Genomic DNA, 12,661 nt, shown 5'->3' on the forward strand with positions numbered 1-12,661 from the left:
CGTGTACAAAGCAAAGTTCGCTTTTCATAGTAACGGTGTCTAATATCTCATACATGTTTATGAAAATTTGTAAAAAAATGTATACATCCTCACTCTTCTTTTCTGTTATATGTATTGGCACCATAATTGCAATTTTAACAGCGTGTATTTTATTACATTCCAAATGGAGAGAAGGTGAATCTGCACAAAACAAAAAATACGGTTCCTCGCAACAAACGAAAATGCGGTTACCATTCAAAGGAGGTTTGCTCATTCATGAAGAAAAAGCGTGACACAGTACACACTAGCCGCATGATGGCTGGTGTCCTTCTCTCGACATCATTTCTATTGGGGATGGTTGGTAGTCCTGTCCAAGCCTTGGCAGTCAACGATTATGCAAGTACGATCGGTAGGGATGAGAGTCAAAACGTTCCGCCTTCTGGAAAATATGTGGAGAGAAAGCTGGACCCGATCACCTCGTTTCAGCATCAATCCAGTGACGAAGCAGGAGAATATCCGCATCCAGTGGAGCCGACCTGGAATGTAGAGGAGCAAGAGCCTTCTAACGAACAGCAACGGAGCATGAAGGCAAATGTCGAAAAGTACGCGATGTCCGATTTGAACAAGCTCAGCTACGACGAATTGGTCAATGTACTGGTGACGATCAACTGGGAGCAGATTCCTGAATTATTTGATTTTACCCCCGATTCGTATGCCTTTTACAACGATCGTCAGCGCGTTCAAGCCATCATTGACGCATTGCAAGTCAGAGGCACACAATACTCCAGCAGCGATTCCAAAGGAATTGACACCTTGGTTGAGGTGCTTCGCTCTGGATATTACCTCGGCTACTACCATCAGGAATTATCCTATCTCAATCAGAGAAGCGAGCATCAAAAAGTGTTCCCTGCTTTGCAAGCCATTGCAGACAATCCGAATTTCAAATTAGGGACAGATGCTCAAAATGAGGTAGTAGGTGCATTTGGTGGGCTTATCGGAAACACTTTTGTAAGCGCTTCCCTCGTGGAGAAAGCTGCACCGATCATCCGTCAATACGAAGAACAAATGGGTACTTTCATTACGCAGCGGAGTGCGGGTGATGCTGTTTTCCGTATCATGAGCCAGTTTAGCTATATTCTGATGTGGAGAGTGGATGAACCAACCAAGCAACAGGAGTTTTACGGCAAAATAGATACGTATCTGAACGAGTTGGGAAATCTCGCCTTGCATGGCGATACAGATGAAGCGAAAGAATGGGTCCTCGACAATGGTTTTTATCACAGTGCTTATTTGGGAGAATACCATTCCAATCCGAATAAGGGTAACGAGGTCCTCACAGAAGCGTTAGAGCTTTATCCGTATGTGGGACTACAGTATATGCAGGTAGCGAAGCTGATCCAGACGGTCTATGGCGGAAAAGATGCGCAGGGAAGGGACATCCAGTTTAACAAGATTCGTGAGGATGCCATCGAAAAATATCTGCCCAAAGAATATGCGTTTGATGACGGAAGCATCGTCATGAAAACAGGTGGAGATGTCACAGAAGAAAAAGTGAAACGGTTATATTGGGCGGCAAAAGAGGTAAAAGCTCAGTTTCATCGGATGGCAGGACGAGATGAACCGATGGAAGAAGGGAACCCCGACGATATTTTGACCATCGTCCTTTACAATAGTCCTTCAGAGTACAAGATGAACAACCCCCTGTATGGCTATGAAACAGACAACGGGGGTATGTATATCGAAGGGAGAGGAACTTTCTTCACTTACGAACGAACACCGCAGCAGAGTACGTACACACTAGAAGAATTGTTCCGTCATGAGTTCACGCACTATTTGCAAGGGCGCTACGCTATACCTGGTTTGTGGAATGAAGGCCCGATTTACAGAGACGAGAGACTGTCGTGGTTTGAAGAAGGAGGGGCGGAACTCTTTGCAGGCTCCACGCGAACAACAGGTATTCTGCCTCGAAAATCCATGGTCAACAATCTGATTCGCTTTGGACAAAAAAATTGGTACACGGCGTCTCAAACCTTGCACGCACGCTACGGCTCGTGGGACTTTTATACGTATTCATACGCCTTGCAGTATCACATGATGAAAGAGGACTGGAACAAGCTCGATGATATCATGGACTACATAGAGGCCAATAACGTTGACGGTTATGACCAGTTAATCCGTACGCTTAGCAATGATTCAGAGCTAAATCGGGATTACCACCGTACCATGGAATGGTTGGTAGACAGCTATCCTGATCTGACCGTGCCGCTGGTGTCGGATGATTATCTGGTAACGCCGTCCCCCAAAGCAAGTGCGGAAATCTTCCGGGAAATTGAAGATGTCACCGGATTGCAAAATGTGTCTACCAAAAGGCACGATTCAGGGTTCTTCCAAACCTTTACGTTAACAGGGACGTACACGGGTACGCAGGCAGAAGGGGAGAAGAAAGACTGGGAAACGATGAGTCGCATCACAGACGAGTTTCTAACCACACTTACTTCCCATCCATGGAACGGCTACAAAACCGTAACCGCCTACTTTACCAACTACAGAGTAAATGCGTCCAATCAGTTTGAATATGATGTCACCTTCCACGGGGTACTTCCAGAACAAGGAGATGGGGAGAATCAGCCGCCTGTTATTGTCATGAACGGTCCGTCAAAAGCAGCCGTAAACGAGGAGGTTGCATTCAGCAGTAACGGAAGCTCCGATCCGGATGGTAGCATCGTATCCTATCTGTGGGAATTTGGAGATGGCACAAGCAGCAGTGAGGCCAATCCTACGCATGTCTACGAAAATAAGGGAGAATATACCGTGAAACTGCGAGTAACGGATGACAAAGGAGCGGTTACTGCGAAATCGATGAGCATCACGATCGAGGAGCAGGGTGGAGAAATTGGAGAAAAGGAACAAGAGCCAAACAACAGCTTTTCAGAGGCAAATCTGTTGAAAAGCAATGTGGAATTGAGTGGTCAAACAAGCAAACAAGACGACAAGGACATTTTTGCTTTGAAAGTATTGGGCAACGGAACAGTGAAAATCAACGTATCGAGTGAGCATGATTCTGGTTTGAACTGGGTCGTTCACCACGAGGATGATCTGAATCAATATGTCGCTTACCCCAATACCTCAGGAAAAAAGCTCTCCGGTGAGTTTGAAGCATCTCCGGGTACCTATTATTTGTCCGTGTACAACTTTAACGGTGAAACCATTCCATACAAAGTAACCGCTGAATTGCCAGAAGAAGAATCAGAACCATCCGAAACGGAGCCAAACAATTCATTCGATGAGGCTAATGTGCTACGATTGGGCGAAGAGATAAGTGGTCAAACCGATCGTACAGATGACAAGGACACGTACCTCATTCAGGTTAAAGAGGAAGGGATCGTTCAAGTTACGGTAAGTAGCGAGAAGGACGAAGGCTTAAACTGGGTGGTGTTCCATGAAGATGATCTCGATACGTATCTGGCCTACCCCGAAAACGCAGGTAAGAAATTGACTGGAGAATTTGAGGCAAAACCAGGGAAATATTACTTGTTAGTCTACAACACGAACAACACGACGATTCCGTACAGAGTTATCGTAAACGCAGAGTAATCCCCCAATCAAACGAAAAAAGCCCTTTCTCCCCCTTTTTTAAATGGGATAGAAGGGCTTTTTCCGTCTAATAAACGTCTGGTAAAAATCAGCGCGTAACGGGATAGCGTTCCGTACGTCTTTTCTTTACGTAGCCTAAAGAATTAATGGAGCCAATTGTAAATGACTTGTGGTGTCTCTTCCTCAGGGCCAGCCGGGAGAACGAATGGAACAGGGTTGCTCCAAGGCTGGGCAGAGGACGGGGCATTGGAGATAATGAATTCTGTCCCTAATGAAACAAAGCTGTACAGCTCCTCGACAGCGGCATTGTACAAGCGAACACATCCGAGCGAAACAGATGAGCCGATGCTCTCGGGATGGTTTGTCCCGTGGATGGCATACCCGTTCTCCTGAAAGACCATGCCCCTCGTTCCATAAATATTGTCATGTCCGCGGGGCTGATTGATTTTTTGTTGAATGGTATAGTAGCCTTCGGGTGTAGAACCGTTTTTGCCTATGGCTACGGGATAGCTGCGTACCAGATGGGAACCGCTGATGAGCTTCATCGTATGTGTCGAGGTAGTCAAGTGAAGCTGTAACGGTTCGAAAGGCGCCACTGGCTCCGGATAGCCGGGAAGCGGCAGCACATTGCGCAAGCTGTCCCATGCGGACTCTGGCAAGAAAGCTTTGGGATGATACGGATAGCTTTTGAGCAAAAGTCTCTTTGGTGGTACTGGAATTTGCGGCAAATAATTCCCTGGATAAGCGCCAGCCAGATCAGACAGCTGGGCAGGCAACGTACCCGTTTGCTGATAATAGCGATACAAGGCGTTTCGCAAGATCAGTACATGCTGGAGGGTTAGCTGCTCATCCGTGAGTTCTGTCTTACCTGTGGCAAGTGTCGGTTCTCGTTCCAACTGCACAGGTTTCTCCCACCATTTTTCACTGAGAACAGTCCGACTCGTCGGATTGTAACGCAAGATGCCTCGAACTTCGCGCGGCTGATAAAACAGCAAGGGACGAAACAACGGCGAACCAGGCACTTCTGGGACAACCATCACTGTAAAAGGCTGCGTAAGAGCAGGACGCCGTGACTCTACATAGCGCCGGACCTGCTCAGATAGCTCACGGGCACTGAGTGTTGGAGGAACTGCGATGACCTCGACATGTGGCTGCGTTTGTGCAGTTGTCGGTACGGGCTGTTTGGCAGCCTGTGGCGTTGTCTTGGTTGACGCATCTCTCAACGGTCCTGGTGAAAAAGCGAATTGAAAATAGAGAAACAAGAGTGACGCCAAGAGTAAACGTGTTCGATGGCCCAACGTATTGCGCTGTCGCTCCCGCAGTAGTCGTTGATAAGCGTCACGGGTCTCGTTGTAGTACGAGCCTTGCTTGGATACCAGACCACGCCTGTACGCTTCGAGAGCCTGTTCTGTATTTCCTTGTGTCTCCCGTTCTTGGCCAAGGTGAAACCAGCCGATGGCTTCGGTTGGATACTGAGTCGTATACCACCGGTAAAAGGCGAGGTCGCTCTGATCCGGATATTTCATATGAAATGTACTTTTTTCCTGAAGAAAGGAAACCTTGTCCACGGATACTTCTCCCCCAAATAAATGAGCGTTAAAAAGGCGCCCTTATAAGGATGTATCGGCGTGAGTCGGGAAAATAATGAGAGTGGAGGTAAAAATGGTCTATTTGCGAACGATCAAGCTGCTGCGTGAGGAATTTCCTAATACGAAAGAATATCCGTTTCACCTGCCATCCTTGCGCAAGCTGAAAACGATTGACCTTGAAGCGAGTGTCACTTTTTTCGTAGGAGAAAATGGCTCTGGTAAATCTACGATGCTCGAAGGGGTTGCCTATCAATGCGGGTTTCATACAGCTGGTGGGTCGCGGAACAATTATTATGACGTAGATCGCTCGGATTCGAGCTTGGGTGACTACATACGTCTTTCCTGGCTACCCAAAATGACGAATGGCTTTTTTCTACGGGCGGAGAGCTTCTATCATTTTGCCAGTCATATTGACGAGACGGAGCGCATTCGTGGCACAGGATATTCTGGCTACGGCGGACGTTCTCTGCATAATCAGTCACACGGAGAATCTTTTTTCGCTCTATTTGCTAACCGTTTCAATGGTAGGGGTATTTATTTATTAGACGAGCCCGAGGCTGCTTTGTCGCCCAAGCGTCAGATTGCCTTCCTGTACCTCATGCAGGACTTGGTGGAGGAAGGGGCACAATTTATCATCGCGACGCATTCACCGATACTACTGGGCTACCCAGACGCAAAAATTCTCAATTTCGATGAATCCCCCGTCCAAGAGGTGAATTATCGGGACACGGAGCACTATCAATTAACGCGGAGATTCCTAGAGAATCCGGCTATCTTTTTAAATGAAAAATAATTTGATCTTTCCTGTCACAAAAATCGTCTTGGCGGTTTCTATTAGATGAACGAAGCAGTAGAGGCATTCGTCAATGGCGCACGCAGGAAGGAGGAATCCAGTGGAGGTGCAAGCAAACCTGGTGATGAACCATGCTCGAGTAGAGGATCAAGCAGATTCCTTTCAAGAAATGTTTACAACCTATTATCCGTTTGTGGTCAGACAGATCATGCGTATTGTGAAAGATCAACAAACGGCAGAAGATATTGCACAGGATGTATTTCTCTCCTTTTACCATACTGATCGCTCGGTGATCGAACATATCCCGGCATGGCTGTCCAAGTCCGCGCTCTACGCAGCGTACAATTATCTTCGTTCAGAAAAACGCAGGTACGCAAGACAAGAGCGAAGTGCATCTGAGCAAGAGCATGTCAGCCCTTCTACAGAAGAAATGTGGCTTGCAAAAGAGTCCCAGAGTATCGTTCGCGAAGTGCTAGAGGAGCTAGACGAGCGGGAACGAACCTTACTGGTCATGAAATATTCCGGATTTCCTTATGCGGAGTTAGCGAAAGCGACTGGCACGCAGATCAGCTCGGTGGGAACACTCCTCGCCAGAGCGAAAAGTAAATTTCGTACCATCTATGGCCGGATGAGGGGGGAAGAGGAATGAAATGTGCCGATACAGGCTTTGTCCAGGCGTTCTTAGACGGTGAATGCAGCTCAAAAGAAAGTGAGCAATTCCTGCTTCATCTGGAGTACTGTGAAACCTGCCGTACACAGCTGGACGAACTGTCCGCTTTGGATAGCTGGACGCGTGAGAAAATGGAGCATGCTTTTTCCGAGAAAAACGATGTGAAGGTCAATACGGAAGCAGCGTGGCAGCGATTTTCGCAAACAATCGAGAAAACGACTGACACATATGCACAAGAGCGACAAATGATAACCAATCGAGCAACAATCAGAAGGAGCTGGAATCAGATGAACAAGCAAACAAAAAGATGGGTGACAGGTGCTTCGGCAGCAGCAGTATTGGCAGTGTCCCTTTCTTTCCCCCAAGTACAAGCAGCAGCGAACGATTTTCTGTCCATTTTCCGTATGGATAAAGTAGAGTTTGTCAAAGTGACGCAAGAGGATTTGCGAGAGCTGGAACAATGGATCGCAAACGGCAATGTGGGCGAGATGGAACTGAATGGGATCGGAAAAATCTGGATAGATGAAAACGATCAAGAAAAGCTCGAGCAAAGAAACTATTATTACAACAGCAAGGAAGCCGCTGAAAAGGCTGGCGTGAAGCTGCTACAGCTGCCGAAGGATGTCACGGTGGATAGCGTAAACGTCAATTCCCCTTACACCATGCATTTGGAAATCGATGCCGATCGTGCAAACAAGCTACTGGGGCAATTGCAGGTAGAGGCGCGCTTTGATGAAAAGCTGAGTGGCAAACGCTTCTCCTTGAAGATCCCACAGATGCAGAACGTCTGGATGACCGCAGGAAAAGAAAGCTATGGCTATTCTGTCATGGACGCACCTGAGCTTACTGCTCCAGAGGGAGTTGATCTGGCACAGCTTCGCGAGACACTTTTGGCCCTGCCGTTCATTCCGGATCAAGTGAAAAAGCAGATGATTAGTATCGAAGACTGGCAGCATACCCTCCCGGTGCCATACATGGCAGACGGCGAGAGCAAGATGAAGGAAGTAAAAGTGAACGGTCAAAACGGAATGCTGATCACAGGTAAATACAATGCACATTTGATGTGGCAACAGGATGGACAGATTCACATGCTGGAAGGCAGCGAAAAGAACGCTGATGGGCTGTTGGATTTCGCAAAACAACTGAAATAAGTAAACAAATAGTGGGGCATTGGCAGAGTTTTCCTGAAAAAAGGAGGGCTCTGCTTTGTCCCGTTTGCAATGGAGAAAGTGAGGTAAGCGATGTCAGATTATGTGATAGAGACCTGGGAGTTGACCAAGCAATATAACGGGAAAGCCGGCTGCAAAAATATTACGCTACAAGTACCACGCGGCTCCGTATTTGGTTTCCTCGGTCAAAATGGAGCGGGTAAAAGTACCTTTGTCAGGACGATGCTCGGGTTATTGCACCCGACGGATGGCAAAGCGGTTATGCTTGGGCAGCCGATTGGCAGTGTAGAATCGCTAAAAAAGGTAGGGTACTTGCCTGAGCTGTTCCGCTATCCTGATTGGTTGACGGGCCAGCAGCTCTTGGAGCATCATGCCGAGTTGTGTGGATTAACACATCGCGAGAGCAAATCAGTGATAAAAAATGTCGTCGAGCTGGTCGGAATGGCTGGACGTGAGCGTGAACGCATCCGGGGCTATTCCAAAGGCATGCAGCAGCGTATCGGGATTGCCTGCGCCCTCTTATCCGATCCAGAGCTGATCTTCCTCGATGAGCCGACCTCCGCACTGGACCCAATCGGGCGAAAGGAAGTACGTGAGCTGATCGCGCGGCTGCGTGACCAAGGAAAGACGATGTTTCTCAACAGCCATTTACTGAGCGAAATGGAGAGCGTGTGCAATCACGTTGGGATCATTCACCGCAGCGAGTTGGTTGTCCATGGCGAATGGCGTAAACTGAGCAGTGTTCAGCCACAAATTGAGCTGACAGTGGACAAGGCCAGTGGAAGTCTTCAGAATGTGCTTCCTTCCTTCGTCACAGCGAGCCAACTCGTCAGACAAGAAGAAGACCGTGATTCTTGGTTGATGACCCTGGATCAAGACAATCGAGTGCCGGCTCTCTTGCAACAGTTGATAGCATCCGGAGTTTCGGTTCATGAAGTCGTGCGCAAGCAGCAATCACTGGAAGACGTATTCCTGTATTGGGTGCAGAGAAAGGAGGGAGAACGACATGTGGCCGATCATCAAAATCACGTATAGAGAAATGATCTCCAAGCGTATTTTCACGATTACGCTGATCATGTCGCTGGCCTTCCTGCTGTTGTTTGGACTGGCAACCGGCTATGCGGTTAAAGAAATGAAGGAGATGCTAGGAGCCGCTAGCGTGGAGAGATTGTTGGAAAAGCAGGTTCTCTCCACGCAGATACTGGGCATGGGCTTGTACTTTGGTTCTGTGATTACGGCACTCCTGGCAATTTTGAGCAGTGTAGGAAGCATTGCCTCTGAAATTGAAAGCCATCAAATCGATACGTGGCTGGCACGAGCGCTTCCTCGCTACAAATATGTGCTGGGGAAATTTTTCGGGTTGGCGAGTATGCTGGGGTTGTACGCACTCCTGATGTTCCTCGGACTATTGGGGATCAACCAATGGGTAGGTGAAGGTATGCTGGCTGTTCAGGTGGATGCTGGACAAATGCTGAAAGCAGCTGCCTTCTTCGTTAGCATGCCGATCATTCTTGTCTGTGTAGCTATGCTTTTAAGCAGTATCACCACAACAGTGACGGGTGGTATTATCCTGATCATTCTGTACGGGATCAGCTTCGTTGGCGGCTTTATTGAGCAGCTTGGTGCGGTCTTTAGCAATAGCTCGCTTACCAATATCGGGATTATTTCCAGTCTGCTCTTTCCAGCTGATTCATTGTTCAGGCAAGCGACGCTTTCGCTATTTGATTCGGCTGACGATCCGTTGTCCTTTGCTTCGCAAGGCATTTTCGGTACGACTTCTCCGCCGAGTACTGCTATGCTCTTCTACACGGTTCTCTATGGCATCGTCGCGTTGGGGCTGTCCATTCGAGTGTTTCAAAAACGAGATGTATAAGAAAAACAAGAGAACGGCTGATTCGTGCCGTTCTTTTTCTTTTCGAAAGCTGGGTCTATTGATCCAGCCGAGCAAACCACTGTCTATATGCTGCCACTACACGCCGACAACGGGCGGAGAAGTCAAGAAAACCATAAATGGTTTGTAGGCAGCGAGCTATCCGCTAAATAAGAGAAGAGAATTTCAACAACATATTTGTTTCGCGATCTCCCAGGCATGTCCTGCCGGATCGACGAATGAAGCCGTTCGCACTCCCCACGGCCGGTCGATCGGACCGTTTAGTAGAGCAACCCCACGTTTTTTCAATTCTTTACAGACCTCATCCACGTCATCGACCCAAATGGTGAGTAGGAAACGGAATCCGGATTCACGCGTTGCGACTATTCCCGGTTTCATCAATTCGTGTGACTCGGAAATATCTAAAAGGTTCACGCTCATATTCCCGAAGTTAAACACCGACGAGACCTCGTCTTCATATATGGCTTGAAATCGTTCCATTCTTTCACATAAGCCGCGCATTCCTTTCGGATGGTGTCGTCGGCATTCAGCCTTCGAATCATCGCCTGTTAGCTTAATGAGTCTCATTTAAATTCAAGAGTTAAACCCACTCCAACCTCCAATACATTCGCCACATCTGATAATGCAATTTTCGATTTCAAATCTGTACAATGACAAGCATGTAAATATTTCGGTTTGACAGTCTGAAAATATTCCACGGTTTTATTCATCTGATATTCTCCAGGGTTTAGCAGATGAAATCCTCCGATTATATCGAGAATTCTATCGTCTCCACAAACTTTTTTGGCATATTCAATGGTATTGCAGATTCCTGAGTGTGAACATGCAACAATGATGACAAGTCCGTTTTCAGCTTTATAAACCAGTGCAGAATCATCCAGCAGGTAGTCCTCTGAGATTTCGCCATCTCTTGCAATGTGTCCAATAGCGTTATCTGCTTCAAAAGGCATAGTCCTTTCAATTTCACCTAAGAAGACCAACTTCTCCGTCAGCCACAACGGCTTTTTGGTATATTCCAATTTAAAATGCCTACTGATTTTCTCAGCAGTTAGCAAACTCCCTATTTCTTCACCATTCAAGAGTTTGCTGTAGAATACATCGGGATGAGCAATAATGGTTGGAAGTCTGAATTCTAATTGTTCAAGTTTCGCTTCAGAAAACATTCGAATGAGCGGATCTAATCCCCAGGTATGATCGTTATGTCCATGTGACAGCGCAACGTAATCAAGTTTTCTCAAATCAATTCTCATCTTTTCTGAATTGCGAATGAACGCATCTGAGTATCCTACGTCGAACAGTATCCTCTTATCTTCATCTTCGATTAAATAAGAAACAGCTGGCTCACCAACAAAGTAGCGGTCGATGTAAGTGTTATTATCAACCAGCACTGTTAATTTCATTGAGATATCCTCCTCTTCATGTCATAAAGATCTAATGTCCCTTCACAAAACCAAGCAATTATATTATACCGAAATTTCTGTCACTACATTTCATTCAACACTAATTACTTTATCCCAATTGCCGGGTGGATTATATTTCCAAACTATCTTATCAGGAACAGTTACTCGTGGTAGAATGCTGTCAGACAGCGCCTTGTAGACGAAACAGGCGCAGAGGAGGAATGATTCAGTGAAGCCTTGTCCTTCTTGTGGAGCACAAATCGAGGCAAACGAAGGATATCCGTTTTGGTGTGAACACTGTGACTGGAATCTAGCGGTTCCATCGAAAGAACGCCAAGGTAAAGCTTGGGAGCGCCTTGAGAGGAAAATGCGTGATACATACGGTCAAGCCTTATTCAAAGAGCTAAAGGGCCGCACCGAGCTCGTAACCAAACAGGGGGTGAGCGAGAGAGTGGCATCCGCTTACTCACTCGTCGTTATCGGATGTTCCGTTGCAGGCTTTCTCTTTTCTTTGTACGGACTTGTCGCCTGGTATAGCAGCCCCTTTATCCTCATAAGCTGTCTGCTAGTCCTCCTGTTCGCATGGTTGTCGCGGCCTCGACCCCATCCGTTTCCGAAAATGACCATTCTTTTGAATGCTGATGAACACCCAACCACCATGAAGATATTTGAAACCGTGGCGCAAAAGATGGGGGTCGAAAAAAGAATACAGTTCGCGCTCTCTCCTTACTATGAGGCGTATACCACTGAATATGGATGGCGCAGAAGGAGGGTGGTTGTCATCGGTTATCCACTATTGTTTGCGTGCACACCGGGAGAGTTGACCGCACTGCTTGCCCATGAGCTGGCTCATTGCCGTAACAATGACATTAGGCGGAGCGCTCTGGTATCGCATGCACAGCGTATTCTCCTGAATTGGTGCGATTTGCTTGACCCAATCCAAGACGAGGATGATGAATACCATTTTTCATTCATCGCCACGTTCAGCAGAGGCATCATGCGGCTTCTACTTTGGATTCCCTATCGTTTGCTGGCTGTTCTCATTCATCTTTATTGGAATCAGAGTCAACGTGCTGAATATGAGGCGGATCGTATGGCGGCTCAGCTTACAGGCAGCCAGCATCTCATTTCCCTGCTGCAGATCATCCACATGAACGATGTGGTGGAGCCACTGATCGCGAGACATTCCTTGCAGAAGCAAAGTATGACACTGGGTCAGCATTTGCATGAGACTTTTTCTAAGCTGCCTGGAAAGGAAAAAATGCGCATAGTGCGCATCCTGGAAAGAAGTCAACAAAGCATGGACACGACACACCCTGCGACTCATATGCGGATCGCCATGCTGCTGCATCAAGATGCTCCTCCTGCTTATAAGATATCCGATTGGGAATACAACCGGATATGCCAGGAAATGACCGACCACCTACAGGAAAAAATGGAGCATCGAATCATAGATGACTATCGCGCCAAGCTCGTTTAATTTGACGGACGTAAGGCTTCTCGATGATTATTTCTGTCCAAATGATTCTCCTTATGGTTGTAATGTGATTGTTGGTTGTTCGGGTGCAAAACGCTG

General features: G+C 47.2%; 11 protein-coding genes. 8 read left to right on the forward strand and 3 right to left on the reverse strand.

Going from position 1 to position 12,661, the window contains the following annotated elements:
- Positions 1-255 precede the first annotated feature (255 nt).
- Entirely contained in the window at positions 256-3,573 is a 3,318-nt protein-coding gene (locus tag C7R92_RS25000) for a collagenase (protein WP_106836019.1), read from the forward strand.
- A gap of 143 nt (positions 3,574-3,716) precedes the next feature.
- Here C7R92_RS25000 and C7R92_RS25005 read toward each other — a convergent pair whose 3' ends face one another.
- Complete coding sequence (locus tag C7R92_RS25005; protein ID WP_106836020.1) at positions 3,717-5,141, reverse strand: L,D-transpeptidase; 1,425 nt, start codon at positions 5,139-5,141, stop codon at positions 3,717-3,719.
- A gap of 94 nt (positions 5,142-5,235) precedes the next feature.
- Here C7R92_RS25005 and C7R92_RS25010 point away from each other — a divergent pair, with 94 nt between their 5' ends.
- The 6 genes from C7R92_RS25010 to C7R92_RS33445 all read left to right on the forward strand — a co-directional run bounded on the left by C7R92_RS25010 (position 5,236) and on the right by C7R92_RS33445 (position 9,838).
- On the forward strand, positions 5,236-5,955 hold the full coding sequence (locus C7R92_RS25010; protein WP_017250581.1) for an AAA family ATPase: 720 nt from the start codon (positions 5,236-5,238) through the stop codon (positions 5,953-5,955).
- A 100-nt stretch (positions 5,956-6,055) separates the two neighbouring features.
- Positions 6,056-6,604, forward strand: a complete 549-nt coding sequence (locus C7R92_RS25015; protein WP_106836021.1) for an RNA polymerase sigma factor SigX — start codon at positions 6,056-6,058, stop codon at positions 6,602-6,604.
- Positions 6,601-7,776, forward strand: a complete 1,176-nt coding sequence (locus C7R92_RS25020) for an anti-sigma factor family protein (protein ID WP_106836022.1) — start codon at positions 6,601-6,603, stop codon at positions 7,774-7,776. Before C7R92_RS25015 ends, C7R92_RS25020 begins: the two co-directional genes overlap by 4 nt.
- Before the next feature lie 90 nt (positions 7,777-7,866).
- Positions 7,867-8,829: an ABC transporter ATP-binding protein gene (locus C7R92_RS25025; RefSeq protein ID WP_106836023.1), complete on the forward strand. Its 963-nt coding sequence runs from the start codon at positions 7,867-7,869 to the stop codon at positions 8,827-8,829.
- Entirely contained in the window at positions 8,801-9,667 is an 867-nt protein-coding gene (locus C7R92_RS25030) for an ABC transporter permease subunit (RefSeq protein WP_106836024.1), read from the forward strand. Before C7R92_RS25025 ends, C7R92_RS25030 begins: the two co-directional genes overlap by 29 nt.
- Before the next feature lie 24 nt (positions 9,668-9,691).
- Positions 9,692-9,838 (forward strand): DUF1541 domain-containing protein, encoded by a 147-nt coding sequence (locus C7R92_RS33445; protein ID WP_106836025.1) that lies wholly within the window; start codon positions 9,692-9,694, stop codon positions 9,836-9,838.
- 12 nt (positions 9,839-9,850) lie between these two features.
- On the opposite strand, the gene C7R92_RS25040 is transcribed toward C7R92_RS33445, so the two are convergent.
- Entirely contained in the window at positions 9,851-10,186 is a 336-nt protein-coding gene (locus C7R92_RS25040; RefSeq protein ID WP_328141572.1) for a VOC family protein, read from the reverse strand.
- A gap of 62 nt (positions 10,187-10,248) precedes the next feature.
- A complete protein-coding gene (locus C7R92_RS25045; RefSeq protein ID WP_106836026.1) occupies positions 10,249-11,085 on the reverse strand; it encodes an MBL fold metallo-hydrolase in 837 nt (278 codons plus the stop codon).
- A 229-nt stretch (positions 11,086-11,314) separates the two neighbouring features.
- Here C7R92_RS25045 and C7R92_RS25050 point away from each other — a divergent pair, with 229 nt between their 5' ends.
- Positions 11,315-12,565, forward strand: coding sequence for a M48 family metallopeptidase (locus tag C7R92_RS25050; RefSeq protein ID WP_106836027.1), 1,251 nt, complete (start codon positions 11,315-11,317; stop codon positions 12,563-12,565).
- Positions 12,566-12,661: the final 96 nt, after the last annotated feature.

The sequence above is a fragment of the Brevibacillus porteri genome (assembly GCF_003013475.1).
Lineage (GTDB): Bacteria > Bacillota > Bacilli > Brevibacillales > Brevibacillaceae > Brevibacillus > Brevibacillus porteri.

Excerpts from the sequence above, each read along its gene's own strand:
- C7R92_RS25000 (WP_106836019.1), top strand. The coding sequence starts at position 256 with ATGAAGAAAAAGCGTGACACAGTACACACTAGCCGCATGATGGCTGGT.
- C7R92_RS25010 (WP_017250581.1), top strand. The coding sequence starts at position 5,236 with ATGGTCTATTTGCGAACGATCAAGCTGCTGCGTGAGGAATTTCCTAAT.
- C7R92_RS25020 (WP_106836022.1), top strand. The coding sequence starts at position 6,601 with ATGAAATGTGCCGATACAGGCTTTGTCCAGGCGTTCTTAGACGGTGAA.
- C7R92_RS25025 (WP_106836023.1), top strand. The coding sequence starts at position 7,867 with ATGTCAGATTATGTGATAGAGACCTGGGAGTTGACCAAGCAATATAAC.
- C7R92_RS25030 (WP_106836024.1), top strand. The coding sequence starts at position 8,801 with ATGTGGCCGATCATCAAAATCACGTATAGAGAAATGATCTCCAAGCGT.
- C7R92_RS25040 (WP_328141572.1), bottom strand. The coding sequence starts at position 10,186 with ATGCGCGGCTTATGTGAAAGAATGGAACGATTTCAAGCCATATATGAA.
- C7R92_RS25045 (WP_106836026.1), bottom strand. The coding sequence starts at position 11,085 with ATGAAATTAACAGTGCTGGTTGATAATAACACTTACATCGACCGCTAC.